25 protein-coding genes and 1 tRNA gene are annotated in these 25,074 nt (G+C 68.0%); 11 read left to right on the top strand and 15 right to left on the bottom strand.

The window, feature by feature from the left end:
- Positions 1-11: 11 nt before the first annotated feature.
- Positions 12-2,057: an NAD(+) synthase gene (locus A2790_RS16750; RefSeq protein WP_293393834.1), complete on the top strand. Its 2,046-nt coding sequence runs from the start codon at positions 12-14 to the stop codon at positions 2,055-2,057.
- A gap of 9 nt (positions 2,058-2,066) precedes the next feature.
- On the opposite strand, the gene A2790_RS16745 is transcribed toward A2790_RS16750, so the two are convergent.
- Positions 2,067-2,213, bottom strand: coding sequence for a hypothetical protein (locus tag A2790_RS16745; RefSeq protein WP_293393832.1), 147 nt, complete (start codon positions 2,211-2,213; stop codon positions 2,067-2,069).
- A 98-nt stretch (positions 2,214-2,311) separates the two neighbouring features.
- Here A2790_RS16745 and A2790_RS16740 point away from each other — a divergent pair, with 98 nt between their 5' ends.
- Positions 2,312-3,259, top strand: coding sequence for a LysR substrate-binding domain-containing protein (locus tag A2790_RS16740; protein ID WP_293393830.1), 948 nt, complete (start codon positions 2,312-2,314; stop codon positions 3,257-3,259).
- Here A2790_RS16740 and A2790_RS16735 read toward each other — a convergent pair.
- The gene (locus tag A2790_RS16735) at positions 3,256-4,080 is read right to left on the bottom strand and encodes an outer membrane beta-barrel protein (RefSeq protein ID WP_293393828.1); all 825 of its coding nucleotides are present in this window, start codon (positions 4,078-4,080) and stop codon (positions 3,256-3,258) included. The two genes, A2790_RS16740 and A2790_RS16735, sit on opposite strands and share 4 nt — an antisense overlap.
- 137 nt (positions 4,081-4,217) lie before the next feature.
- Entirely contained in the window at positions 4,218-4,820 is a 603-nt protein-coding gene (locus A2790_RS16730) for a TIGR00730 family Rossman fold protein (RefSeq protein ID WP_293393826.1), read from the bottom strand.
- Between the two features lie 176 nt (positions 4,821-4,996).
- On the opposite strand from A2790_RS16730, the gene A2790_RS16725 reads away from it, so the two are divergent.
- A complete protein-coding gene (locus tag A2790_RS16725; RefSeq protein ID WP_293394129.1) occupies positions 4,997-6,826 on the top strand; it encodes an ABC transporter ATP-binding protein/permease in 1,830 nt (609 codons plus the stop codon).
- Here the strand turns inward: A2790_RS16725 and A2790_RS16720 are convergent.
- The 5 genes from A2790_RS16720 to A2790_RS16700 all read right to left on the bottom strand — a co-directional run bounded on the left by A2790_RS16720 (position 6,823) and on the right by A2790_RS16700 (position 12,940).
- Positions 6,823-7,251 carry a group III truncated hemoglobin gene (locus A2790_RS16720; protein WP_293393824.1) on the bottom strand — a complete coding sequence of 143 codons (429 nt, stop codon included), beginning with the start codon at positions 7,249-7,251 and terminating at the stop codon, positions 6,823-6,825. The two genes, A2790_RS16725 and A2790_RS16720, sit on opposite strands and share 4 nt — an antisense overlap.
- Positions 7,251-7,943: an alternative oxidase gene (locus A2790_RS16715; RefSeq protein ID WP_293393822.1), complete on the bottom strand. Its 693-nt coding sequence runs from the start codon at positions 7,941-7,943 to the stop codon at positions 7,251-7,253. Before A2790_RS16715 ends, A2790_RS16720 begins: the two co-directional genes overlap by 1 nt.
- A gap of 128 nt (positions 7,944-8,071) precedes the next feature.
- The gene (locus A2790_RS16710) at positions 8,072-8,545 is read right to left on the bottom strand and encodes a GNAT family N-acetyltransferase (protein WP_293394126.1); all 474 of its coding nucleotides are present in this window, start codon (positions 8,543-8,545) and stop codon (positions 8,072-8,074) included.
- 66 nt (positions 8,546-8,611) lie between these two features.
- On the bottom strand, positions 8,612-11,848 hold the full coding sequence (locus tag A2790_RS16705) for an efflux RND transporter permease subunit (RefSeq protein ID WP_293393820.1): 3,237 nt from the start codon (positions 11,846-11,848) through the stop codon (positions 8,612-8,614).
- A gap of 27 nt (positions 11,849-11,875) precedes the next feature.
- Entirely contained in the window at positions 11,876-12,940 is a 1,065-nt protein-coding gene (locus A2790_RS16700) for an efflux RND transporter periplasmic adaptor subunit (protein ID WP_293393818.1), read from the bottom strand.
- 267 nt (positions 12,941-13,207) lie between these two features.
- Here A2790_RS16700 and A2790_RS16695 point away from each other — a divergent pair, with 267 nt between their 5' ends.
- Positions 13,208-13,648, top strand: a complete 441-nt coding sequence (locus tag A2790_RS16695; protein WP_293393816.1) for a VOC family protein — start codon at positions 13,208-13,210, stop codon at positions 13,646-13,648.
- On the opposite strand, the gene A2790_RS16690 is transcribed toward A2790_RS16695, so the two are convergent.
- From A2790_RS16690 to A2790_RS16680, 3 genes are all read right to left on the bottom strand, one after another.
- A complete protein-coding gene (locus A2790_RS16690; protein ID WP_293393814.1) occupies positions 13,649-14,476 on the bottom strand; it encodes a hypothetical protein in 828 nt (275 codons plus the stop codon).
- Between the two features lie 31 nt (positions 14,477-14,507).
- Positions 14,508-15,089: a DedA family protein gene (locus tag A2790_RS16685; RefSeq protein ID WP_293393812.1), complete on the bottom strand. Its 582-nt coding sequence runs from the start codon at positions 15,087-15,089 to the stop codon at positions 14,508-14,510.
- Between the two features lie 113 nt (positions 15,090-15,202).
- Positions 15,203-15,278 (bottom strand) — tRNA-Asn (locus tag A2790_RS16680).
- Between the two features lie 362 nt (positions 15,279-15,640).
- Between A2790_RS16680 and A2790_RS16675 the strand changes: the two genes are divergently transcribed.
- Positions 15,641-17,056, top strand: coding sequence for a Mur ligase family protein (locus A2790_RS16675; RefSeq protein WP_293393810.1), 1,416 nt, complete (start codon positions 15,641-15,643; stop codon positions 17,054-17,056).
- Here the strand turns inward: A2790_RS16675 and A2790_RS16670 are convergent.
- On the bottom strand, positions 17,053-17,391 hold the full coding sequence (locus A2790_RS16670; RefSeq protein ID WP_293393808.1) for a gamma-glutamylcyclotransferase family protein: 339 nt from the start codon (positions 17,389-17,391) through the stop codon (positions 17,053-17,055). The two genes, A2790_RS16675 and A2790_RS16670, sit on opposite strands and share 4 nt — an antisense overlap.
- A gap of 1 nt (position 17,392) precedes the next feature.
- Positions 17,393-18,745 carry an acyl-CoA dehydrogenase family protein gene (locus tag A2790_RS16665; protein ID WP_293393806.1) on the bottom strand — a complete coding sequence of 451 codons (1,353 nt, stop codon included), beginning with the start codon at positions 18,743-18,745 and terminating at the stop codon, positions 17,393-17,395.
- Positions 18,746-18,860: 115 nt separating this feature from the next.
- On the opposite strand from A2790_RS16665, the gene A2790_RS16660 reads away from it, so the two are divergent.
- The 3 genes from A2790_RS16660 to A2790_RS16650 all read left to right on the top strand — a co-directional run bounded on the left by A2790_RS16660 (position 18,861) and on the right by A2790_RS16650 (position 20,754).
- On the top strand, positions 18,861-19,856 hold the full coding sequence (locus tag A2790_RS16660; RefSeq protein WP_293393804.1) for a phosphotransferase family protein: 996 nt from the start codon (positions 18,861-18,863) through the stop codon (positions 19,854-19,856).
- The gene (locus tag A2790_RS16655) at positions 19,853-20,218 is read left to right on the top strand and encodes a DUF6285 domain-containing protein (protein ID WP_293393802.1); all 366 of its coding nucleotides are present in this window, start codon (positions 19,853-19,855) and stop codon (positions 20,216-20,218) included. The genes A2790_RS16660 and A2790_RS16655 overlap by 4 nt, the downstream gene beginning before the upstream one ends.
- Before the next feature lie 134 nt (positions 20,219-20,352).
- Positions 20,353-20,754, top strand: a complete 402-nt coding sequence (locus A2790_RS16650; protein ID WP_293393800.1) for a hypothetical protein — start codon at positions 20,353-20,355, stop codon at positions 20,752-20,754.
- A gap of 15 nt (positions 20,755-20,769) precedes the next feature.
- Here A2790_RS16650 and A2790_RS16645 read toward each other — a convergent pair whose 3' ends face one another.
- Positions 20,770-21,321: a hypothetical protein gene (locus tag A2790_RS16645; RefSeq protein ID WP_293393798.1), complete on the bottom strand. Its 552-nt coding sequence runs from the start codon at positions 21,319-21,321 to the stop codon at positions 20,770-20,772.
- A 372-nt stretch (positions 21,322-21,693) separates the two neighbouring features.
- Between A2790_RS16645 and A2790_RS16640 the strand changes: the two genes are divergently transcribed.
- The gene (locus A2790_RS16640) at positions 21,694-22,488 is read left to right on the top strand and encodes a serine protease (RefSeq protein ID WP_293393796.1); all 795 of its coding nucleotides are present in this window, start codon (positions 21,694-21,696) and stop codon (positions 22,486-22,488) included.
- 245 nt (positions 22,489-22,733) lie between these two features.
- Here the strand turns inward: A2790_RS16640 and A2790_RS16635 are convergent, their stop codons facing one another.
- Complete coding sequence (locus A2790_RS16635) at positions 22,734-23,207, bottom strand: GatB/YqeY domain-containing protein (protein ID WP_293393794.1); 474 nt, start codon at positions 23,205-23,207, stop codon at positions 22,734-22,736.
- A gap of 99 nt (positions 23,208-23,306) precedes the next feature.
- On the opposite strand from A2790_RS16635, the gene A2790_RS16630 reads away from it, so the two are divergent.
- Entirely contained in the window at positions 23,307-23,651 is a 345-nt protein-coding gene (locus A2790_RS16630; RefSeq protein ID WP_293393792.1) for a TfoX/Sxy family protein, read from the top strand.
- A 304-nt stretch (positions 23,652-23,955) separates the two neighbouring features.
- Positions 23,956-24,207, top strand: a complete 252-nt coding sequence (locus tag A2790_RS16625) for a hypothetical protein (RefSeq protein WP_293393789.1) — start codon at positions 23,956-23,958, stop codon at positions 24,205-24,207.
- The last annotated feature ends 867 nt before the right edge of the window (positions 24,208-25,074 follow it).

Here is a 25,074-nt window from a genome sequence, read left to right as displayed (position 1 = left end):
GGGAGCTGTCGGTGACGCAGGCGTTCCACTCGATCCACGCGCACGGCTTCGTCCGGGCCGCCGTGTGCACGCCCGCGGTGCTGCCGGGAGATCCCGGCTTCAACGCGGCCGAGACCCTGCGCATGGCGCGCCAGGGCGACGTCGAGAGCTGCGACCTGATGCTGTTCCCGGAACTGGGGCTGTCGGCCTACGCGATCGACGACCTGTTCCTGCAGGACGCGCTCCTGAAGCGGGTGGAGGCGGAAATTGCCGCGCTGTGCGATGCGAGCAAGACGCTGAAGCCGGTCTTGATCGTCGGCGCCCCGGTGGTGGCGAACGGCCGGCTCTACAACTGCGCCGTCGCCATCTCTCGCGGCCGTATCCTTGGCGTGACGCCGAAAAGTTTCCTCCCCAACTACCGGGAATATTACGAGAAACGCTGGTTCGCGCCCGGCGCGGGCGTCACCGGGCTCGAGATCCGCCTGGCCGGCCAGAACGTCCCCTTCGGCACGGATCTGATCTTCGAAGCCGAGGACCTGGCGGACTTCGTCTTCCACCTGGAGATCTGCGAGGACTTCTGGGCGCCCCAGCCCCCCTCGACCGCGGGGGCAATGGCGGGCGCCCTGATCCTCTGCAACCTGTCGGCGTCGAACATCGTGGTGGGCAAGGCCGACGATCGCGAGATCCTCTGCGCCAGCCAGTCCATGCGCTGCCAGGCCGCCTATCTCTATTCGGCCGCAGGGCCGGGCGAGAGCACCACCGATCTCGCCTGGGATGGTCAGGCCTCGATCCATGAACTGGGCCGCCGGCTGGCCCAGACCGACCGCTTCCCGGCCGCCTCGCAGATGGCCGTGGCCGACATCGATGTGGAGCGGCTGCGGCTGGAGCGGATGCGCACGCCGACCTTCAACGATGGCGCGGTCGCCGCCGGCCATCCCGAGACCCGCTTCCGTCGCATCCGGTTTGCCCACCAGCCGCACTTCGGCGACGTGGGCCTGATCCGGCCGCTGGACCGCTTCCCGTTCGTTCCGGACGATCCCGCGCGGCTGGACAAAGACTGCTACGAGGCCTTCAACATCCAGGTCCAGGGCCTGGCCAAGCGCATCCAGGCCACCAAGTCTAAGCACATCGTCATCGGCGTCTCGGGCGGCCTCGATTCCACCCATGCCCTGATCGTCGCGGCCAAGGCCTTCGACGCGGTCGGACTGCCGCGTGAGAACATCCTGGGCTTCACCCTGCCGGGCTTCGCCACCAGCGAGGGGACCAAGTCGAACGCCTGGGCGCTGATGAAGGGGCTGGGCGTCACCGGCGAGGAGATCGACATCCGGCCGACAGCCCGGCTGATGCTGGAGGAGATGGGCCATCCCTTTGCGAACGGGGAACCGGTCTACGACATCACCTTCGAGAACGTGCAGGCGGGGCTGCGCACCGACTACCTCTTCCGCCTGGCCAATCAGCGGAACGGCTTCGTCCTGGGCACCGGCGACCTGTCGGAACTGGCCCTTGGCTGGTGCACCTACGGCGTTGGCGACCAGATGAGCCACTACAACGTCAACGGTTCGCTCGCGAAGACCCTGATCCAGCACATGATCCGCTGGGTCGTGAAGACGAAGCAGTTTGACGAGGGCCCGTCGGCGACGCTGCTGTCGATCCTGGGCACCGAGATCTCGCCCGAGTTGGTGCCTGCCGACGCGAGCGGCGCGATCCAGAGCACCCAGGCCAAGGTCGGCCCCTACGAACTCCAGGACTTCAACCTGTTCTACATCACCCGCTTCGGGCTGCGGCCGTCCAAGGTGGCCTTCCTGGCCTGGCACGCCTGGCGCGACGTGGCGCGGGGCGACTGGCCGGAAAACTTCCCGACGGAGGCGCGCAACGCCTACGATCTGGCGACCATCAAGCGGTGGCTCGGGGTGTTCCTGTTCCGCTTCTTCGAGATCAGCCAGTTCAAGCGCTCGGCCATGCCCAACGGGCCGAAGGTGATCTCGGGCGGGGCCCTCTCGCCCCGCGGCGACTGGCGCGCCCCCAGCGACGGCAATGCCCGCGTCTGGCTGGACGAGCTGGACGCCAACGTTCCGTAGACCTGGGGATCAGCGCGCGGCCGGCTGGCAGGCGGTCGTCGAGCGCGCGGTCCTGCGCCCGCCCCACCTGCGCGCCAGCCAGCGGTACAGCGGAACCACGCCGTCGACCCAGTAGCCGAATGGAACGTCCTTATGGATGCGGTGCAGTTCTTCCATGACCGGTTCCCTTCCAGGGCTTGTCTCTGAAGGGGAACATGATCGTGAGTGGGCTTCTGTTCAAAGCGGTTCTCCTGCTGTATCCATAAGTCAGCCTTATGTCAGATCCGCTCGCCACCCTGCCGCTCAGCGCGATCCGCGTGTTCGAAGCCGCCGCCCGGCTGGGCAGTTTCACGCGCGCCGCGGAGGAGCTGGGCATGACCCAGGCGGCCGTCAGCTGGCAGGTGAAGGCGCTGGAGAAGCGGCTGGATCAGGCCCTGTTCCGCCGCCTGCCGCGCGAGGTGGCCCTCACGCCGGCGGGCGAGCGCCTGGCCCGCGGCGCCACCGAGGCCATGGGCGCCCTGCGCAGCGCCGTCGGCGACATCACCGAGAGTGGCGCGGGCGTGCTCTCGATCACGGTCCTGCACACCTTTGCCACCCAGTGGCTCGCGCCGCGGCTGGGCGCCTTCCAGGTGGCGCATCCGGAAATTGCCGTGCGTCTGGACTCCTCGCAGCGGCTGGTCGACCTGATGCGGGAGACGTTCGACGTCGGCATCCGCGGCGGCCGGGACGGGCAGTGGCCGGGTCTGGAGTCGGTGTTCCTGTTTCCCTCGGCCCAGACCGTCCTGGCCACGCCCCAGGCCATGGCCGCCCTGGGCCCAAATCCCCGGCCCGAGGACCTGCTGCAGATCGAGTGTGTCGGCTCGGCGGCGGAGTGGGGCGCGTGGTACGCGAACGCCGGCGTGGCGCGCGGGGCGCCGGAGCCCGGGGGCGGGCCGCGGATCACGGCGGACACCCAGGTCCTGGAAATCGCGACGGCGATGGCGAACGGCTCGGTGGCGATCGGTTCGCCCGTCATGTTCGGCGCCGACATCGCCGCCGGCCGGCTGGTGCAGCCCTTCGAGATCTATATCGGCGATGTGGGCGGCTACTGGCTGGCCTACCCGCAGGATCGTCGGCGCGCGCGCAAGATCGCAGCGTTGCGGGCCTGGCTCCTCGACCAGGTGCGCGCCGATCCCGCGGCCCAGCGCCAGCTGGCGCGCCGGGCCGCGGGCGCCGCAGCCTAGAAGCGGTAGCTCGCCGTCACGCGGTAGCTGTCGAACTTGAACTTGTCCGACGTGCGCAGGAAGTCGGTGCCGGCCGTGTTGGTCAGCAGGAACGGGTTGGTGGCCGCCGTCGTGCCGGTGTTGCCCGCACGGACCACATAGTCGTCGTCCTTGAGGCTGGTGCGCAGCCATTCCAGGCCCACTGTGACGTTCGGCGTGAGCTTGCGCTCGTAGCCCAGGCCGATCTGGTAGCCGTTCGCATCGCCACCGCCCGAGCGGGTGAAGCTGTTGACCCCGTTGGTCGTGTTGAAGCTGTGCTTCAGGTTGCCCCGGGCGTAGCCGCCGGTGGCGTAGAGAAGGCTGTCGCCCATGGCATAGCCGCCCCGGGCGCGCACGGCCCACAGGTCGTTGAGCTTGCGGTTGAAGGCATAGCCCGCCGGCGTCGTCGAGAACGCGGTCACCGCGTCGTTCAGCTGGACCTGGGTGTATTCCACCAGGCCCCCGACCACGAACGCGCCCATCTGATAGTCGTAGCCCAGGCGGGCGCTGAGCTCGACGTCCGTGTCGTCGTCCTTGCGGCAGCCGCCGGCCGCGGCGTTCGTGCTGTACGAGCCGCCGCAGAAGCCGGGCGAGAAGGCGTTTGCGCCGGCCGCGGTGCTGACCGTGTCGCCGTAGCGGCCGTCAAGGTTGGTGTCGAAGCCGATCGTCTCGCCACCGCTTTCCTTGCGATCGGCAAGGCCGGCCGACACGCCGACATAGACGCCGGTCCAGGAGGCGTCCTGCGCCTGGGCGGCGCCGGCGAGCAGGGTGAGGGAGGCAGCGGCGAGAAGCAGGTTGCGCATAGGGAGGGTCATCCGTTTCTTGGTTCTGGACGGCCCGTGGCGCGTCCGACCCTTGCCCTACGCGCGGCGGCGGGCGTCGGATGCGTCAGGCTGACGCATCCCTCCGGTCGTGTGACTTTCGTCCCACAGTTGTGAATTCAGCCCCGGCGGCCGACCGCAGCTTCGGACGGATAGGGCTCGCGGCCCTGGCCCAGCAGGGCGGGGACCACCTCGTCGACGGTCTCCACCGAAACCCAGGCGGCCATGAACTCGGGCGGGGTCAGCTTCTCGTCGACGGTGTGCTGGAACAGCTTGAACAGCGGCTCCCAGAAGCCGCGCGGGTTGTAGAACACCACCGGCTTGGCATGCAGGTCCAGGCGGCGCCATGAGAGCAGCTCGACCACCTCCTCAAGCGTGCCGATGCCCCCCGGCAGGATGACGAAGCTGTCGGACCGCTGGAACATGAGCATTTTCCGCTCATGCATGTTGTCGACGATGATGTGCTCGACCATCTCGAGCGCGCGTTCCTTGCCCACCAGGAAGGTGGGGATGATCCCCAGCACGTCGCCGCCGGCATGGTGCGCGCCCCGCGCCACGGCGCCCATGAGGCCCACGCCACCGCCGCCGTAGACCAGCCTTATGCCCGCATCGGCCAGCGACTTGCCCAGAGCTCCGGCCGCATTGAGGAATTCCGGGTCCGCCTCGTCGGAGGAGCCACAGAAGACACAGGCTGATTCCAGGCGTTGGCTCCGACGCCGCATACGCAGTACTCCAGGGAAATCTCATGGGGCCGCTTGCCGACACGGCGCGCAAGCCCAATTAGCTAGGTTCAGGGTTAAGGAGTTTCGGACACGTCGTGAAGAGGGGCTCGCGTTACATCCTTGCGTGTCCTGTGGACATGCCGACCGCCGGGACCTGAGCTTTGGTCCACGCCCACATGGCCCATTCCCGGTTCAGCGGACCGGGCGCCGTCGAGCCGGAAAAGGCGCGCTTCGACTTCTGGAAGTCCATGGCCGACCTGGCCGCGCTGGTCATGCGCTCCGGCGCGCCCCAGCTGCGCCTGCGGATCGCCGCGGCCCTCGTGCTGGTCTTCGTCGGCAAGCTGTGCGGCGTCCTGGCGCCCGTCATGCTGGGCGACGCCATCAACACCCTGACGCCAGCCCAGCAGGGTGGGGTGGTGCTGGGCGCCAGCTTCATCGGGTTGGCCATCGCGTTTGCGGCCCTGCGGCTGGTGGCGGCCTGCGCGCCCTTCGCCCGCGACGCCGTCTTCACCCGGGTCTCCCAGTCCACCATGGCCCGCGCCGCGGTGGAGAGCTTCGGCCACGCGCTCTCGCTGTCGCTGGACTTCCACCAGACCAAGCAGAGCGGGACGCTGTCGCGCATCATCGACCGCGGCGCGCGGTCCACCGACTTCCTGATCCGCAGCCTGATCTTCAGCCTCGGGCCGACGTTCGTCGAGCTGATCCTGGCCATCGCGGTGATGGTGGTCCGGCTCGACTGGCGGTTCGCGATCACCGCCTTCGCCACCCTGGTCTTCTATGCTGTGGTGACGTTCAAGATCACCGACTGGCGCCTATCGCATAGGCGCGACCTCAACGAGGCCGAGAACCGCGCCGCGGGCCTCTCGGCCGACGCCCTGATCAACTACGAGACCCTGAAGGCCTTCGGCGCCGAGACGCGGCTGGTCGACAGCTACGGCCAGGCCATGAGCCGCTATGTCGACGCCAGTTCCAAGGCCAACGGTTCGCTGAACCTGCTCAACGCGGCCCAGTCCCTGATCCTGAACGTGGGTCTGGCGGCGATGACGGTGATGGCCGGCTACGAGGTCACCGGCGGCCGTCTCCAGGTCGGCGACATCACCATGGCGATCCTCCTCCTGTCGGGCCTCTACGCGCCCCTGGGGATGCTGGGCTTCCAGTACCGCGAGATCCGCCAGGGCCTGATCGACATGGAGCAGATGGTCGACCTGCAGCAGATCCGGCCCGACATCGTCGACGCCGAGGCCGCGCGGCCTCTGCCGCCGGCCAGCGGGCAGGGGGCGGCCATCGCCTTCGAGGACGTCAGTTTCCGGCACGACGCCCGCTCGTCGGGCCTGCTGGGCGTAAGCTTCGTCGCCCAGCCCGGCCAGACCGTCGCCCTGGTCGGCCCCTCAGGCGCCGGCAAGACCACCGCGGTCCGGCTGGCGATGCGGCTGCTCGACCCTCAGGAAGGCCGCGTCACCATCGACGGCGTCGACATGCGCGAGGTGCGCCAGGCCGAGCTGCGCCGCGCCGTGGCGCTGGTGCCGCAGGACGTGGCCCTGTTCAACGACACCCTTTTCGCCAACATCGCCTTCGCCCGGCCCGACGCCAGCGCCGAGGACGTGCGGGCCGCCGCCGACGCCGCGGAGCTGGGCCCCTTCATCGACGGCCTGCCGAACGGCATGCAGACGCGGGTGGGCGAGCGGGGCCTGAAGCTGTCGGGCGGCGAGCGCCAGCGCGTCGGCATCGCCCGGGCCCTGCTGGCCAATCCGCGGCTGCTGATCCTGGACGAGGCGACCAGCGCCCTGGACGGTCCCACCGAGGCCGCGATCCAGGAGACCCTGCGCAAGGTGAAGGCGGGGCGCACCACCCTGGTGATCGCCCATCGCCTCTCGACCATCGTCGACGCCGACCAGATCGTGGTCCTGCGCCGCGGCCGGATCGTCGAGCGGGGAACCCACGCCGAGCTCCTCGCCAACCAGGGAGAGTATGCGGCCCTCTGGCGACGCCAGACGCGAGAGGCCTAGCCGGGCCGGGGCGCGTGCAGCGGCGGCAGCTCGCCGCGGCTGACCGCCAGGCCCAGGGCCAGGCTGTGGCCGATCATCCGGGACTTCTCGATGAACAGCTCGGCCGCCTCCGGCGGGCACACCTCGCGCGCGGTGCGGGCGAAGAGGTCCAGCCACAGGGCGAAATGCTCGTTCCTGATATCGGGGCGGCGCGCGTGGGCCGCCATGGGCGAGCCCTTGAACCGACCGGTCATCAGCAGCACCGACGACCAGAAGTCGCACAGCTTGGCCAGGTGCTCGTCCCAGTCGTCGATGGCGGCGTTGAAGATCGGGCCCAGAACGGGGTCGAGGCGCACCCGCCCGTAGAACGTGTGCACCTGCGCCTTGATCAGGTCCTCGTCGATCCCGGCGGCGACGCCGGGACCGATGCGGAGCTTGCCGTCCATCAGGCGGCCTCGCGCCAGTGGGGCTCGAGCTGCTGGTGCGGCCAGGCGGCGGGGATGATCACCGGCTCGCTGATGCCCGCCAGCTCGTTGGCGAAGCTGTGGTTCACGTCGCGGTGGTGGGCCTCGTCCGCCCGCACCACCTCGACCACGTCACGCAGGGTGGCGTCCTCGGGCAGGCCCCAGTACTGCTTGGCGATGGCCGGCGCGGCGACGTTGGCCGAGCGGCCCTCGTCGATCTCGGCGAGGTAGTGGGTGTAGCTGATCACCGCCTCTTCCTCGAAGTAGCCGACCACCCGGTGCGCCGTCTTCGGCGAAATCAGGTAGAGGCCGAAGAAGAACAGGTAGAACACCCACTGGGCGGCCACGACCACGAAGCGCTCGAACGCCGTCGGCTTGGCGACCTCGATGAAGGTCATCAGGTGCATGCGCTCGTTCTCGGCCTCGTCCATCAGCGTCTTGATCCAGCCGCGGTCGCTCTCCATCCGGCGCAGGCACTTCAGGTGGTTGAGCGTCGCGCCGACCATGCCCGGCACCGCCGCGACGGTCTCCAGCACCACGGCCCGGTGGCCATAGCGCTTGGCGAAGAAGGTGTCGGCGCAGAACCGCAGCGCCTTGACGAAGCCGAACGCGATCCGGTCGGAGGCGCCCTTCGGCCGATGGGTGACGGTGAGGTCCACGATCGGGGCAGGCATCGGAAATCCCTTGAAAACGTCGCGGCCGGGGGAGGCGACCGCTCTTGGGATTGAGATAGCCAACCGCGTGGTTCGCAACCATTCGGGACCGTCCCCTACGTGTCGCTACGGAGACTTGGCCGTACGGTCTAGGCCAGGACCTTGCCCATCCGCACCAGCGGCACCGGAGCGCCGCCGCGGGCGTCCTCGATGGTTTCGATGTCCTCGTAGCCGCACTGGCTGTAGAGGGCCCGGCCCGACAGCGTTGCCATCAGCTCCACGCGCCTGAACCCCTCGGCGCGGGCCGCCGCCTCGCAGAGGTCGAGGATCAGTCGGCCGACGCCCCGGCGGGCGAAGGCGGGGTGGGTGTACATGGCCCGCACGCGCGCCGCCTCGGTCGCGGGATCCAGGAGGGCGGCGTCGCGGCCGGGCGTGTGGTCGCCGCCATAGAGGGTGGCCCGCCGGCTCCAGCCGCCGCAGCCGGCGATGCGCCCATCCGCCTCGACCACGAAATAGGTGCCGTCCAGCAGGAGCTGGCGGTCCAGCCCCATGATCATGCGGCTGGATTCGATCTGGGCCGGCTCCAGGAACCCGCGCTGCAACTCGGCGATGGCGGCATCCATCACCTCGGCCAGCGCCTCGGCGTCCGCAGGTCCGGCGATGCGGTGCGTCAGTCCTGCGGCCACGGCTTACTCGGCGGCGCGGGGCACGTCGTCGTTGCCGACACGCGGCTGCTCGGCCCGAGGGCGCGGCGCGGGCTTGCCGAACACCCGCTCGCGCATCCAGCCGAACCGGCGCGAATAGACCTTCGGCGCAGCCAGCATCACCGGGGTCAACACCAGCGTCAGCAGGGTGGCGAAGGACAGGCCCCACACCACCGCGGCCGAGAGCTGGACCCACCATTCCGAGCCTGGCGCCTTGTACTCGATGTGCCCGGTGTGGAAGTTCGGGTGCACCTGGAACATCAGCGGCAGCAGGCCCACCACCGTCACCAGGGTTGTCAGCAGCACCGGCCGGAACCGCTGGGCTGCCGCGCGGATCGCCGCCTCGTCCGCCATGTAGCCCGCGTGGCGCAGGTGATAGAATGTATCCACCAGCACGATGTTGTGGCCGACGACCACCCCGAACAGGGCCACGACGCCGGTCCCCATCATGATCACCGACACATAGTCGAAGGTGTGGGCCAGGTTCACCTGAACGCCCAGCAAGACCCCGACTGTCGACAGGATCACCGCCGATAGCGTCACCAGCACCCCGTAGAAGCTGTTGAACTGCCAGAGCAGGATCACGAACATCATGAACAGCGAGGCGGCCATGGCGACCATGAAGAACTGAGCCGCCTCGGCGCCTTCCTCGTCGGCCCCGACGAACTTCCAGGTGACCGCCGGATCGATCGGCGCCTTCTCGAGCCAGGGCTTGAGCTGGGCGATCTTCTGGTTGGCCGCCACGCCGTCGATGGCGTTGGCCTGGACGATGACGATCCGCTGGCCGTCGCGCCGCATGATCTGGGTGACCTGCTGCGCCGGCACCCGCTTGATGAAATAGCCGGCGGGCACCGGGCCGGTGGGCGTGGTGATCTTGAGCTGCTCCAGGGCCGCCACGTTCCGCGCGCTGGGCGGGAAGCGGACGCGGATGTCCAGCTCGTCCTCGGCGTCGTCCGGACGATAGCGGCCCATCAGCACGCCGCCGGTCAGGAACTGGATGGTCTGGCCCACCGACAGGACGTCGACGCCGTATCGGCCGGCGGCCTCGCGGTCGACCGCCAGGTTCCACTCGATGCCGGGCGAGGTGCGGTTGTCCTCCAGCTCGATGAGCTGCGGATCCTCGGCCAGCTTGGCCTTCACCATGTCGGCGGCGCGGTTCAGGGCGGTGGGGTCGTGGCTCTGCAACTGGACCTGGATGTCCTTGCCGACCGGCGGGCCGTTCTGGGGCCCTCGCACCTCGATCTGCAACCCGGGAATGTCCTTCACCCGGTCGCGGACCGCGTTCTCGATGTCCTTGCCGCGCAGGCCGAGGGCCAGCCGGTCCTCGTAGTCGAGGAAGTCCACGCGCACCCGGCCGATGGTGTCGTTAGGCGAGGAGTTCGGCCCGCCGCTGGTCGAGAAGCCGCCGGAGCGGACGTAGAACGACTCCACGCCCTTGATCCCGATCAACCGGTTCTCGGCCTGGCGCACCAGGGCGTCCTGGGCCTCGGGCGAGAGGTTGCCGCGGGCCTTCACGAAGACCTGGGTGAACTCCGGATCGTCCTCGAAGAAGAACTCCGTCCGGTGCGGCGTCTTGGCGTACCAGAACCCGATGGCGACCACGACTAGGAGGGCGGCCAGCAGCGAGCGGCTGGGGTGGGCGGCGAGGGTGGTGAGCGTCCGGGCGTACCAGCCCATGAAGCCCTTCATCTCGCGCGGATCGCCATGCTCGGACTTCACGATCTCGGCCAGGTGTTCCTCGTCGATCGCCGCCTTGCGGGCGAAGATCGAGCCCAGCGCCGGCGTGAAGATCAGCGCCACGAAGATCGAGGCCCCCAGGACGAAGAACAGGGTCAGCGGCAGGAAGCTCATGAACTTCCCGGCGATCGAGTTCCAGAACATGAAGGGCACGAAGGCGCACAGCGTCGTGAGGGTGCCGTTGGCGACCGGCCAGAACATCCGCTTGCCGGCCGCGGCGAAGGCCTCCTCCTTGGGCAGGCCCTCGGCCATGCGCCGGTCGGCGTACTCCACAACCACGATGCCGCCGTCCACCAGGATGCCCACGGCCAGCACCATGCCGAACATGACCATCATGTTCAGCGTTACGCCCATGCCGTTGATCATCAGGAAGGCCAGCAGGAAGCAGATCGGGATCGAGACGCCGACCATCAGGCCCTGCCGGATCCCCAGGCTGGCCACGATGATCATCATGACCAGCAGGCTGGCCATCATCAGCCCGCTTTCCAGCACCACCAGGGTCCGGCCGATGAACTCGCTCTCGTCGTAGATGTAGTCGAGCTGGACCGTGGCCGGCCACCGCTTGGCCTCGGCCTCGGTGACCTTCTTCACCGTCTCCACGGTGTCGAGGATGTTGGCCCCGCCCCGCTTGGAGACTTCAAGGATGAAGGCGGGCTGGCCGTTGAACCGGCTGATCGAGCTGGCTTCCTTGAAGGTGCGCCGCACCTCGCCGATGTCGCCCACGGTCACCAGGCGGTCGCCGTTCTTCTTGATCGGCAGGGTCAGGATGTCCTGCGGATCCTCGACCACGCCGGGCACCTTCACCGCGAACTGGCCGCTGCCCGAGCGCAGGCTGCCGGCCGGCACCAGCTGGTTGTTACGCCCGATCACCTGGGCCAGCTCGCCCGTGGTGACGTTGTAGGCCTCCATCCGCAGCGGATCGATCTCGACCTCAAGCACCTCCTCGCGGCCGCCGCTCATGAAGACCTCGAGCACCCCCTCGGTCGCCTCCAGGCGCTCCTTCAGGCTGCGGGCCACCCGGTGCAGTTCGCGCTCGGGCGCCGCGCCCGAGATCACGATGCCGATGATCGGCTCGCCCGAGAAGTTGGCCTCCTGGATGATCGGTTCTTCGGCGTCGGGTGGGAACTTGCCGCGCGCCAGGTCGACCTTGGCGCGGACGTCCTCCAGCGCCTTGTCCTTGTCGAAGTCGGCCTCGAACTCCAGGGTCACGACCGCCATAGACTGGCGGGCGACCCCGTTCATCGACTTGATGCCCTGGATCGTCTGCAGCTCCAGCTCGATCGGCTTGACCAGCAGGCGCTCGGCGTCCTCGGGCGAGACGCCGGGGTAGGGGACCACCACCGAGATGTAGGGCAGGTCGATGTCGGGTTCGGACTCCCGCGGCATCGACAGATAGGCGAACAGGCCGAACAGGGCGGCGATCAGCGTCACCCCCAGCACGACCTTGCGCCGCTTGATGGCTCCGTCGATCAGCGGACCGATCATCAGCTTTCCCCTTGGCCGGCCGAGGTCCTAGCGGACCTGGGCGACCCGAACCTTCTGGCCATCCGCCACGAACGACTGGCCGACGGTGATGACATTGACCGAGCCCTTCAGCCCGCTGATCCACATGCCGTCCGGCGTCTCGTCCAGGACGGTGACGGGGGAGAAGGCCACGCGGCCGTCGGCCAGGACATAGCGCACCCCCTGGCGGCCCGCCGCATCCAGCACCAGGGCGGATACGGGCACCAAGTGAGCTGCGCCGGCGCCGGCGGCGATTCGCAGGTCGGCCGACAGGCCCGAACGGACCGCGTTGCCGGGGTTCGGGACGATCACTTCCAGGTGGTAGGTGCGCGTCTGCGGGTCGGCGTCGCGGGCCACGTAGCGGACGCGGCCGTTCAGCGTCGTGCCGTCCACCAGCCGCGCGCGGGCGGGCGCGCCGGCCCGCAGGCGGGCGGCCTCCGTCTCCGGCGCATCGCCCACGATCAGCAGCGGGTTGAGCTCGATCATCGTCCCGCAGGCCTGGCCGGGCGCGAGGTAGGTCCCGATCTCGGCGTCCCGCTTGTCGAACACGCCGGAGAAGGGCGCGCGGATGTCCACCTGGCGCAGGGCGATCTCGGCGGCGCGGACCTGGGCCATGGCGGCGTCCAGGTTGGCCTGGGCCTCCAGCACCTGGGTCTCGGAGCGGTAGCCCTTGGCCGCCAGCTCGGCGGCGGCCTTGCGCTGCAGCTGGCGCGACTTCAGCGCCGCGCGCGCCTGGTCCAGGCTGGCCTGGCGGGCGTCGACGGACAGGCGGCACAGCACCTGGCCCTGCTTCACGAACCCGCCTTCGGCGGCCGGCGTGGCGGCGACGACGCCGGCGGTCTCGGAACGGACGACGACGCTGCGGGCCGCTTCCGTGCGGCCGCGCATCACCACCTCGAGCTCGCGAACCGTCTCGGGTGTCAGTTTGGCCTGTACGCTGGGCATAGCGTTGGCCGCCGGGGCCTTGGCCTCGGCCTTCTCCGCCCCGCCGCCGAACAGCGAGCGCACGACGAAGAAGAGCACCACCACGGCCACCAGGACCATGATGAAGACATACTGTGGCTTCAAACGCATAAAGCTGTATCCCCGATCTCAGCTGCGTGCGCGGTACGCCCAGTCACACACGATCGCCGACTTTGCGCGGCCTGCCGTGCTTGTGATGCCGCCGTTATGTCAGCGCAAATGAAATTGCGGTCACGAACGATGGCGGGTGTAATCTGACGCAGCGAGCCGAGATTGCAATTGACCTGACAGTCGCGCTTAGCGCGAGTCCATTCATAAGATTTTACAACGTACGACGAAGCGGCGCCAGTAGCCGCCCGAACTGAGGACGAATCGACGGTGAAATACCTGCACACCATGGTCCGCGTGACCGATCTCGACGCTTCGCTGGACTTCTACTGTGACAAGCTCGGGCTTAAGGAAGTCTCCCGCGTGGAGAACGAGGCTGGGCGCTTCACCCTGGTCTTCCTGTGCGCCCCCGGCGACGAGGCGGCGGCCCGCGAAAGCAAGGCCCCGACGGTTGAACTCACCTACAACTGGGATCCGGAGGCCTACCAGGGCGGCCGCAACTTCGGGCACCTGGCCTATGCCGTCGACGACATCTACGCCGCCTGCCAGCGCCTGAAGGACGGCGGGGTGGTGATCAACCGGCCGCCGCGCGACGGGCGCATGGCCTTCATCCGCTCGCCGGACAACATCTCGATCGAGCTGCTCCAGACCGGGGCCGCGCTGCCGCCGGCCGAGCCCTGGGCCTCGATGCCGAACGTGGGCGCCTGGTAGCTACCCCAGCCACCGCGCCAGGTTCGTGAAGTAGCGCAGGGTCTCGGGCAAGGCGCTGGGATCGCGAATCATGCCGTCGCCCGGCGCCTCGTCCACGAAGCTGGGGCAGCCGTCGCGCGGGTCCAGGTTGTAGTCGCAGTAGTGGTGGAAGGTGCTCTGCGCCAGCGCCCGGCCGCCGTCGGGACCCGCCTCGAACGCCACGGCGATGTTGAATGGGCGGCGAGTGGCCCGGCTCAGGCCCCGCGCCACGACCCGGGCCGAGAGATCGTCGGTCGGCGCGCCGACCGCGCCCTCGTGCGGATGGGCGGGCAGGTGGCGAACGCCGTCGAACAGCGGATGGGCCGGCGCCAAGACCTCGACATCCTGGAAATCGCCGTTCGCGCCGGAGTGGTAGTTCGGCCAGTCGATGTTGGTGGTGTAGGGATCGTCGCGGCAGTTGCGGCTGTCGTCGGGGTCGGGGTTCTTCGAGTGGAAGTAGTGGGCCTTGCCCACCCCGCCCAGGGTGCAGACCGAGACGCCCAGGTCCATGTGATCACGCGTCACCATCAGCCCGCGGCCCGCCTTCCGGAACCTGCCGATCGCGGCGCATTCCTCGGCGTTCAGGCCGTCCCCTTCGTCCACGGCGAACAGCCACAGCTGGCTGAAGTCCGAGCGGTCCAGCCCGCCCAGGACCGGATCGGTCTGTCCGGGCGGCGCGGCCCGGTCCCGAGCCACGACCTCGGTGTCCGGCAGGCTCGCCAGGTGCTCGCGCAGGCGTGAGAACCGGCCGATATGCCAGTTGTCCGGCTGCGTCTCGATGGTGGTCTGCAGGAGGATGCGGATGGCCATGGCGGTAGGCTAGCACCGCCGCCGCCGACCGTCAGGGCTGGAGGCGCTCCTGGTCCGTCCAGATGCGCCAGCGCCAATAGGCGAGGCCGCCGATGACCACGACCGCGGCAACCGCGGCGGCGATCGGGGCGGCGTGGGCGAACATCCCGTGCAGCAGCGCCATCACCGCTGGCCCGAACGCATAGCCCAGGGCCACGAACACGCCGGCCCACAGCCCGGCGGCGATGGCGTTCAGGATCGCGAACTTGCGCGTCGATACGCTCGACACCCCGACCGCCAGCGGCCCCGCGGCGCGCAGGCCATAGATGAAGCGGAAACTGAGGATGAAGCCGGTCGGATAGCGCTCGATCAGCACCAGGGCCTTGTCGAACGCGGGCTTGGCCGCCGCCCGCTTGACCCATCGTGTGTGCCGGAAGCTGCGGCCCAGCACGAATAGCAGATAGTCCACGATCCCGGAGCCCAGCGCCGCGGCCAGCACCACCACGGCCGGCGACAGGATCTCCTGGCGCGCCATCACGCCGCCGGCGATCACGGCCGTCTGTCCCTCCACCGCGGCGCCCAGGGCGATGGCGAACGGGCCCAGGGCGGCCAGGTGTTGCGCAAGATCGGTCATGCCGCCGGGGGGAAAGGGGTGGACGCGTCGGATATGGGAACGCGCCAAAGCGCTGCCAGATGCGGCGAGGCGACGCGCCAGGATATCTTCGCGATGTCCGGAAGGCTTCGAAGTGGCTCCCCGAGCAGGACTCGAACCTGCGACAAGTCGGTTAACAGCCGACTGCTCTACCAGCTGAGCTATCGGGGATCACGTCGAGAGGGCGGGCGTATACTGCGACCCGATGGGTTGCGCAAGCCGCCAGACGGCTTGTCACAGCGCCGCAATCCTCCCCCGCCTCGGCGACCGCTACTCGCGCGAAAAAAAGAGCCCGGCGCGGACGCCGGGCTGAAATCAGTTTCGGTGATGGTGGGGTGTCTTCAAAGAAGACGACGTCAAACTCTGCCGCTGTGGTTAAGGGCGAGTTAACCGCCGCCGGCCGCTGGAACCTTCCCTTAAGCCCAAGGCCAAGCTTGCTCGCCCCACGGCCAAGCGTTGGATTGTCGCGCGGGGCTGGACGAACGCGGCGGATCGGTCGATCACCTGACTTAAGTCTTTGAGAAGAGGGGCGGATGCGCATCCATTTCACCGGCATCGCGGGCGCGGGCATGGCCGCGGCGGCGCTGATGATGCGCGAGGCGGGGCATTCGATCACGGGATCGGACGAGGACGTCTTCCCGCCGATGTCGACCTACGTCGAGGGCCTGGGCTTCCCGGTGACGTGGCGATTCGATTCGGCGAATCTGTCCGAGGGGCTCGACCTGCTGGTCCTGGGCGCCAGCGCCAAGCTGGGCGGCGAATCGAACGTCGAGGTGCAGGAGGCGCGCCGGCGCGGCGTGCGCGTCACGACCTTCCCCGAACTGGTGGGCGAGGCGACGGCCCTGCGCCGCAACACCGTGGTCGCCGGCTCCTTCGGCAAGTCCACCTGCACGGCGCTCCTGGCCCATGTCCTGCGCGAGAGCGGCGTCGACGCCGGCTGGATGGTCGGCGCCATCTCGCCCTCGCTCCCCGACACCGGCCATTGGGGCGCGGCGCCCGAGGTGATCCTGGAGGGGGACGAGTACATCGTCGGCCCGACCGACCGGCGCTCCAAGTTCGTGCTCTACCACCCCCGCGACGTCCTCCTGACCTCGCTGATCCACGACCACGTGAACGTCTTCCCGACCTTCGACGACTACGTGAAGCCGTTCGTGGAACTGCTGCGCCTGCTGCCGGGCGAGGGGCTGCTGGTCGCCCGCGAGCACCCGGCCATCCGCGCCATCGCCGGCGAGGCGGCCGCCCGCATCGTCTGGTACGACACCGTTCCCTGCGACGGCTGGTATCCAGAGGCCGTGACCTTCGGCGAGACCTCGTCCTTCGACCTTGTCGGACCCGGCGGCCGGCGCGTGAAGCTGACCACGACCCTGCTGGGCGAGCACAATGTCGAGAACATCGTCGGCGTGGGCGCCTATCTGCTGGAGCGCGGCCTGGTGAGCGAGGCGCAGCTCGCCCGCGCCGTCGCCAGCTTCAAGGGGATCCGCCGCCGCTTGGACCGCCTGACCCGGCGTTCGGCCGTGCCGGTCATCGAGGGCTTCGGCTCGTCGTACGAAAAGGCCCGCTCGGCCATCGAGGCCATGCTGCTGCACTACCCGCACCGGCCGCTGACCGTGGTGTTCGAGCCGCACACCTTCTCCTGGCGCAACCGCGAGGCGCTGCCCTGGTACGACACGGTGTTCGAGGGCGTGGCCCGGGCGCTGATCGCGCCGCCCCCGCACCACGGCGAGGCCAGCCACAGCCAGTCCAGCTTCGCGGAGATCCTGGCCCGGGTCGCCGCCGCCGGCGTGCCCGTGGAGGGCGTCGAGACGGCCGAGGCCGCCATCGCCGCGCTGGACCGCCTGTCGGGCGACGAGGTCGTGCTGCTGCTGTCCTCGGGCCCGCTCCTGGGCCTGGCCGACCGCCTGCCGGCCGTGTTCGACGAGCGCTACGGCGCCCAGGAAGCCGCCGCCTAGGGCTCCGGCCTCAGGGCGTAGATGTGCGCCTGGACGCGATAGGTTCCCAGGTCCACGTCCACCGGGACCCGCTCGTATTCCTCGCCCTCGAAGGCGTCCAGCCGGTCCCAGTGGTCGGGCAGGTCCTCGGAGGTGAAGAGCTGCACCATCACCTCCGGGCCCATGGGGTCGGGGCGAAGGCCCGGATAGCCCGCCGCCGCGCCCCACCCGGAGTCCACCAGCCAGCCGCGCACGACGCCCGGCTGCCAGCCGCCGCCCAGGCCCGCGAGCTGGTGGTGGTTCGCCTGGCCGGGCGCCAGCGACCCGTAGACCGCCAGGCGGTGGTCCCGGTTCACCTCAGCGCGACGCGTTGTGGTGCGCGGGGACCGGCTGGACGTACTCTCCGCCCTGGGCCGCCTCCTGGTCGTTGAACAGCCGGCGCTTGGGCCCGAGATAGCCGAACAAATAGGCGGCCACCTTGCGCATCTGGATCTCCTCCGAGCCCTCGGTGATCCGGTAGCGGCGGTGGTGGCGATAGATGTGCTCGAAGGGCTTGTGCCGCGAATAGCCCATGCCGCCGTGGATCTGCATCGCCCGGTCCGCCGCCTCGCAGACCAGGCGGTTGCCCCAGTAGTTGCACATGGAGACCTTGTCCGAGATCGTCCGCTCGATCTCCTTGTGGTCCATGCGGTCCATTTCCCAGGCGGTCTTGCGGATCAGCAGCCGCAGCATCTCGCACTGGGTCTGCAGCTCCACCAGCGGCCACTGGATCGCCTGGTTCTCGGCCAGCGCCTTGCCGAAGGGCTTGCGGGTCCGGGCGTATTTCACGCTCTCGTCGATGCAGTACTGCGCCGCCCCCAGGCTGGAGGCCGCCTGCCGGATCCGGTTCTGGTGCACGAAGCTCTGGCCCAGCCCCAGGCCCCGGTCGATCTGCCCCCAGTAGCTGTCCTCGGGCACCCAGACGTTGGTGAAGCTGACCCGCGGGTGGTCCGTGGGCATGTTGAAGGTCCACATGTACTCCTCGACCTTCACCCCGGGGGTGTCGGCGGGCACGATGAAGCAGGTGATGCCTGTGGCATCTCCATCTTTTCCGGACGTTCTGGCGAAGACCATCACGTGGGTGGCCACGTGCATGCCCGTGGTCCACATCTTTTCGCCGTCGATCCGCCAGCCCGGCTTGCCGTCGCGGTCCTCGCGCACGGCCCGGGTCTCCATGAAGGTGGCGTCCGAGCCGTGGTTGGGCTCGGTCAGGCCAAAGCCCGTGCGCATGCCGCCGTTCAAGAGCTTGTCGGCGTCGCGCTCGTACTGGGCGTTGGTGGCGAACTCCTTGAACATCAGGATGAAGGGGTTGTTGCCGACGATCGAGTGCTCGGTCTGCAGGTCGTTGAAGAGGCCCAGCCCCTTGGCCGCCAGGTGCTCGCGGATCACCGCCATGGCCAGCTGGCTGCCGCCCTTGCCGCCCATCTCCGGCGGCCAGGCATAGCGCAGGTGCCCCGCCTCGTCGGCCAGCTTGCGGGCCTTGGCCAGCAGCTCCTCCCACTCCTTGCGCGGCAGGCCCTGGTTGTCCCAGTCGGTCCGGGCGTGCTCGCGCCGGTGGTCGAAGAACCGCTCGTTGTCGTCCTGGGCCTGCAGCGGCGCGATGACCTCCTCGATGAAGCGGTCCAGCTCCGCCAGATAGTCCACGAGGTCCTGGGGCAGGTCGAAGTTCATGGCCGTTTTCTCCCAACGCGTTCTTGGGCGGGATTGACGTCGGGAGAGCCGTTTACAAGCCGTCCGATCGCCCGCCAGATCATGGCGCAGGATTAGACCAAGGTTCCGTCAGGTCATGGAATTGGATGTTCGCGCAGCGCTTGAAAAGCTCGCCCGAAGACTGGGCGGGGAGGGTGCGAAACTGACCGAGGCCGGCCGGCTTTCCGGCGGCGCCAGCATGGAAACCTGGGCCTTCGCCTTCGAGGCGCCGGGCGGGGCCGAGCGGCTGATCCTGCGCCGCCGTAGCGCCCCGTTCGACGAGGAGACCGCCCGCTCGGTCAGCCTCGCCACCGAGGCCAAGCTGATCCAGGCCACCGGCGCCAACGGCGCCCGCGTGCCCCAGGTGCGCCATGTCTGCGACGAGGCCGACGGCCTGGGCGAGGCCTATGTCATGGTCCGCGTCGACGGCGAGACCCTGGGCAAGAAGATCGTCTCCGATCCGCGCTTCGACGCCGTCCGCCCGGGTCTCGCGCGCCAGTGCGGCGAGTCCCTGGTGGCCATCCACCGCACGCCGCCGCCCCCCGGCCTGAACCTCAAGGCCGTGGACGGGACCGCCGAGCTCGACCGCTACGAGGAGGTCTATCGCGCCACCCGGGCCGAGCGGCCGATCCTGGAGCTGGCGTTCCAGTACCTGCGCAAGCACGTGCCCGCGCCGGTGGAGCCGGTGCTGCTGCACGGCGACTTCCGCAACGGGAACATCATGTTCGACCCCCAGGCCGGGGTTGCGGCCATCCTCGACTGGGAGTTGGCCCACATCGGCGACCCGGCCGAGGACATGGGCTGGATCTGCACCAACTCCTGGCGCTTCGGCCGGCCGGACCGGCCCGTGGGCGGCTTCGGCGAGTACGAGGACCTCCTGGCCGGCTACGCCTCGGCCGGCGGGCGGCGCATCGAGCTCTCCCGCGTGCGGTTCTGGCAGATGCTGGGCTCCCTGCGCTGGGGCGTCATGTGCCTGACCATGTATCTGAGCTGGCGCGACGGCATCACCAAGTCGGTCGAACGGCCCATGATCGGCCGGCGCGTGTCCGAGACCGAGGCCGACCTGGTCGTCTTGCTGGAGGAAGGCCTGTGATCACCCACCCGCGCACCGACGAACTCGCCGAGTCCGTCCGCCTCTGGATCGACGAGATCCGCCCCACGCTCGACCCCCGCAACGCCTTCCTGGCCCGGGTCGCCGCCAACGCCATGGCCACCATCGCCCGCGAACTTATGCAAGGCCCCGCCGCCGAGGCCTCCGCCGTCGCCGGCATGGCGGCCGTCCTGGGCCACGACGGAACCTTCGCCGAACTGAACAGCGAGCTCTGCGCCCGCATCCGCGCGGGCGAGCTCACCGTCGAAACCCCCGGCCTGCTCACCGCCCTGGCCGCCATCGCCCGCAACCAGATCGCCATCGACCAGCCCAGCTACAAACCCGAAGGCACGCCCGCGGCCTAGGCGCCGACGATACTGAGGCTTCCCGGCGCGTACGGAGAGGGCAAGCCGAAACGAGCTTGCCAAGGTCGGCTCAACCTTCACTGTTCATCAACGGTGAGTGAAGTGGGGCGCGCGTGAGAGGTGTTGCTGCGACGATGTCCGTGGCCGTTGCCTGCTGGGCAGCGCAAGCGCGAGCGGCGGACGAATTCGTTTATGTCGTCAATGGCGCCGGCGCGCCATTGCAGGTGGTGGTTGATGGCCAGGCCTTTCCCCCGATGGATCACCTGATGGCTGTGAACGTGCGGGCAGCGCCGGGCCGACACATCATTGCCGCGGGTGAGCCCAAGCCGATCGTTCAGGGCCAGATCCAGTCGGTGGGGACGTCCATCTCCCCGGACCTACGGGCGGATGCAGGTATCGTCGATCAGCAGAAGCGCACGTTCTGGTGCTTCATTGTCGGCAAGCAGGCCGACGGCGCCCTCCGGATAATCTCGCCGAGCCAGCCCACGTGCGCGGAGCTTGTCCGCAGAGGTGTCGGCGATCGGCAACTGAAGTAGACGCGTCGGGCGCGGCTAGGAGGTCACCTCCAGGCCGAACGCCTCGCAGATGCGCGCTGCGTTTTCGGCCGGGCTCGCGTGCGTCGTGTCGAGCGTCAGGTCGTAGTCGACACCGTTGTGAACGCGCCCGTACTGCCAGCGCGAAAGTCCCAATTCCCGATCCCCGCGCCGTCGCTCGCGCGCCTCCAGCACGTCCAGCGGCGCGAAGAGGCCCACGAACCGCAGGTCGTGCCGGGCAAGAAGCGCGCGATACTCCAGATGCTCGTCGCCCAGCATCACCTCGTCGACGATCAGGTCGTTGCCCTGATCGGCCAGCGCGGCCACGGCATGGCGCATGCCGGCCAGCGCCCGCTCCAGGACCGGCCCCGTCCGGATCTCGACCGAGGGGCCGCCGTCCGCCTCGCCCGTCTCGAAAACCAGACCGTCCGCGTGACCCACCAGCTTCATCGGCATCATCTGGATGAACGCGTCCATCGCGACGTGAAGAAGCGGCCGGGCGGCGATCGCCTGGAGCGCCCGCGCGGTTGAGCTCTTGCCGACGCTCCCGACGCCATTCAGGACGATCACGCAACTCCGCCCCACGACTTCTGCCCTCCGTCTATCGAATTGCACACGGCAACGGCCGCTGGATCAACCGGCGGGCGTACGCCGACCACGGGTGGAACCCCGAACCTGCTAGCCATCTCGAAAGCGACATAGCGTGAATGTCCGCATCCTGGCCAAATGCCAACGGCAGCAACCGACCCATCTCGGCCATTCTGTATGTCTGCTCTCCATGAGCGCCACAGCGTCCCGATCAATAGATTTCAGGACCACCTAATGCCCCCAGACGGATCGATCCAGGCAGCGGTCCTACCCCCCTTCGAGGATTGGGCAGAAGGCTTTCAAATCCTCGTGGCGCACGGCGCGATTGCAGCCCGACCTGGCCGGATAGACACCTTGGAAGAGGCAATCGAAGCCTTTGATGGCCGAGTGCTTACGGTGCATGGCTTCGACAACGGCGTCGCCCATGTTCTGGGGTCTGCCGTCATGGTCGGCGAAGGCATCGCTATCGGCGCGTCACACGTTTTTCAAGAATATGCCCAACGGTTCCGTCCAGCGATGTTGACGGAGCGATGCTATCTTGCAGGGTTCAGGAAGGGCCAATTGCAGCTTTGGAAAGTTCAACAAGTCTTGGCTGAATCATCGACAGACGTTGCGATCTTGACACTCGCGCTCTGCGGCACCCAGACGTCTCCGATCCATGTCCACACTTGCGACATCTCGATGCGGTTCCCGTCCCTAGGCGACGGACTCTTGGTCGTTGGATATTCCGCCGACAACGAGGGTGCCTTCTTGCCGGCAGGCGACAACGTCATCACGATCCACGGGACGATGAGATCGTCAGCCGGTCAGGTTACGGCGATTTATCCCGAAGGTCGCGATCGGTTGCTTCTGCCATTTCCGTGCTTTGAGTTTGTCGCGGATGTCCGGGGCGGTATGAGCGGTGGCCCGGTCTTTAATGATAGGGGGCGCCTTGTGGGCGTCGTTTCCACGTCCTTGCTGGACGAGCAGGGCAACGACCATCGATGTTGGGCAGCGTCCTTGGCTCCCATCATGGCAGATACGTTTCAGCCCAGATGGCCTCATTGGCTATTTCCTGAGCCCATTCGAGTCATCGATCAGGCAAGAGTTCATGATCGTGATCGGTTCTCCATCGACCACGTCGGCAATTGGCATCTCAAATTGGATTGACCGGAGGCGACCGGCAGCGAAGTTCTGTTGACGCTGTAACGTCCGCTTTCCACCCACATCGGCGCTTCGCGATATCCGCTCTCTGGCCCGAAGCGGATCGCCCGTCTGAATGACCGCCCGGCGCGATGAGGAGACATCGGGACCAGCGCGAGAAGCAGACATTGCGCTTCCGATCCCTGAGGCGTCCGTTCCGAGCCACAGCGGAGGTTGGGAGAGCTTAGCTCCTGAAGGAGGGGCCCCCTCCTTCAACTCCTGGCCAACGCGCTGGCCGCCTTGCCGTCATACCGGCCGCCGAAGCTCGTCTTCAGGTGGGCCATGATGCTCCCGACGTTGGCGTCGGGGTTCTTGGCCCGGAAATCGTTGATGGCCTCGCGCAGTTCCGCGTCCGTCATCTGCTTCGGGCTATACGAGGACAGGATCGCCAGTTCGGTTTCAGCCGCCTTGGTGCGCGCGTCGACTTTCGACGCATCGCCACCGGCGTCCACCAGGCGCGCGCGCTCGCTGCCAAGGTTCTCCAGCGTCAGTTTCGTGTTCTTCAGGAACTTCGCGACGGTTGCGGCGACCTTTTCGTCCGTGACGTCCGTTATGCCGCGCTTGAACTCCTCGGTCGTGATCTGCGTCGCTTCGCCGATCAGCGTGGTGAGCAGGTCAGCCTTCAGACGGTCGTTCGACTTGCGGGCCGAGAGTTGGTCAGCCTTGAGCTGGTCGAGCAAAGCCATGTCGCCGTCCTTTCAATTCACGCTATTCGGTCGCTGTGGTGGGCGAAGGGGGCGCCGTTCGAGCCTCGTCAACCGGCCATCCACGGAGCACAATAAGCCATGGCGACCGACCGCAAGACAGTGGACTACATCGTCGATCAGATGTCGAAGGCAGGGGCCGTTTCCGCCAGGCCGATGTTCGGGGAGTACGGTGTCTACTGTGACGGCAAGATGGTCGCGATCATCGGCGACGGGCAGCTCTTCATCAAACCGACCCCGTCCGGTCGCGTCTTGGCCGCGGACGCCGAAGAGGTCCCACCCTACCCCGGCGCCAAGCCCCACCTGCTGATCGATGCGGAACGCTGGGAGGGTCAGGACTGGCTCAGTGATCTCGTGCGCGCGACGGCGGCCGAACTACCCACCCCTAAGCCAAAGCCGGCCAAGGCGCCCAAGAAGACCAGCTAGCCACCGCCAGACAACAAGGTCTCTTCGGCGCCACTAGCGGTCCTTCGCTTCCGGCCAGCAACCGGACATTCGCGGGCTAGGTCGCGAGAGTCTTTTTTCGGCGCGACGCTATGGACCGGGTTCGACCCTTAGCGGACCTTCAACCTCGCAGCGCGTAGTGTCGGATATGCGCGCATTCGTTGCTCCGATATCGATCTTCGCCGCTCTGTCAGCGACACCCGCGTCTGCTTGCTTGGAGATTGTGACGCCTCGGGCAGAGGCGCGAGCTTTCAATCAAGCCGACGTCGTGGTCAGGGTGCGGGCCTTGACCGAGGACTATTTGGCCGTCCCCAACACACCGTCCTTGAGGGTTGGCGTCGCCACCGGCCAAGTCATTGAGGTGCTGAAAGGCCGCGCAGAAAACGGCAACGTCATCACCTACCGCGTGGTCGACGGTGAAGGCCACGGGCCGACGTGTCCCGCCCGGCGGTTCACTCGCCCGGGCGGCAGCTATAAACTTTACCTAAAGCAGGCGGCCGACTGGGGTCCCCCGACCATTCTCCTTCCGACCGATTGAGGCATCGAGAGCCCAATTGGCCGCATCCCCCCTCTCATGCGACCGCTGGGTCTGCTTACTGGCAGGCGCGCAACGGTATCTCTCCGGCAGAGGCGCGGGCAGATCGCGACCATATGCGACGTTCGCAGGATCTGCTTGGCGGACCATCGCGATAACCGGCGCGCCACGCGCGCCATCAGTCGTCAGTGGATACGCAGCCACCGCCGCCATGTTCTGTACGCAGCGACCCAAGTTTGGCGATGCTTGTCCGCGCTTCGGTGAGAAGCCGAAGCCTATTGCTGTCCGACGTCTGGCGATCGCCTCATCGAGCGCCGCTGTCATGCTGGCTCGCTCGGCAGGTGCGATTTCGAAAGGACATGCGTTGCCACCGCCGCGCCGCGGCTCGGACGGGTGAAATGGAAACCTCAAGCGCCCATCGCCATGCCAAGACATCACTCGACCGGCTCCGCCGCGAGCGTTGTGGCAAGCGCGATCCGGAACGAGCCAGAGGCTCAAGCCTAGTTCTCGGTCGGCGCGCCAGTTGATCGCCCCAGACTGAGTGCCTTCGCACCAATTCCAGGTAAGCCCTTCAAGGGGAGTGATGCCTGCCCAGACAGTCGCCGGCACTCCATCTGGCCTCGGCCAGAGATAGAGCGATCCTGCGGAAGCGAGGCCGATGCAAAGGCCCAAAGCCATCGTGATCGCGACAGGTCGCGAAGTCCCGATAGGCCGCAGGGAAACTGGGCCACAGAGGCCTCGGAACAGTACAGCTTGAGTGTGAACGTCCGCTTTCCACCCTGTGTGGACGGCTCTCCGTCGGCAAGGGTGTTCTTGAGCTGTTGCAGAGCTGGTCGGTGCGGCCATGTGTTCGGCCTGTCGATGCGGCGC

It is taken from the genome of Phenylobacterium sp. RIFCSPHIGHO2_01_FULL_69_31 (assembly GCF_001824475.1).
GTDB lineage: Bacteria > Pseudomonadota > Alphaproteobacteria > Caulobacterales > Caulobacteraceae > Phenylobacterium.
This window is presented reverse-complemented; position numbering and strand designations above follow the sequence as displayed.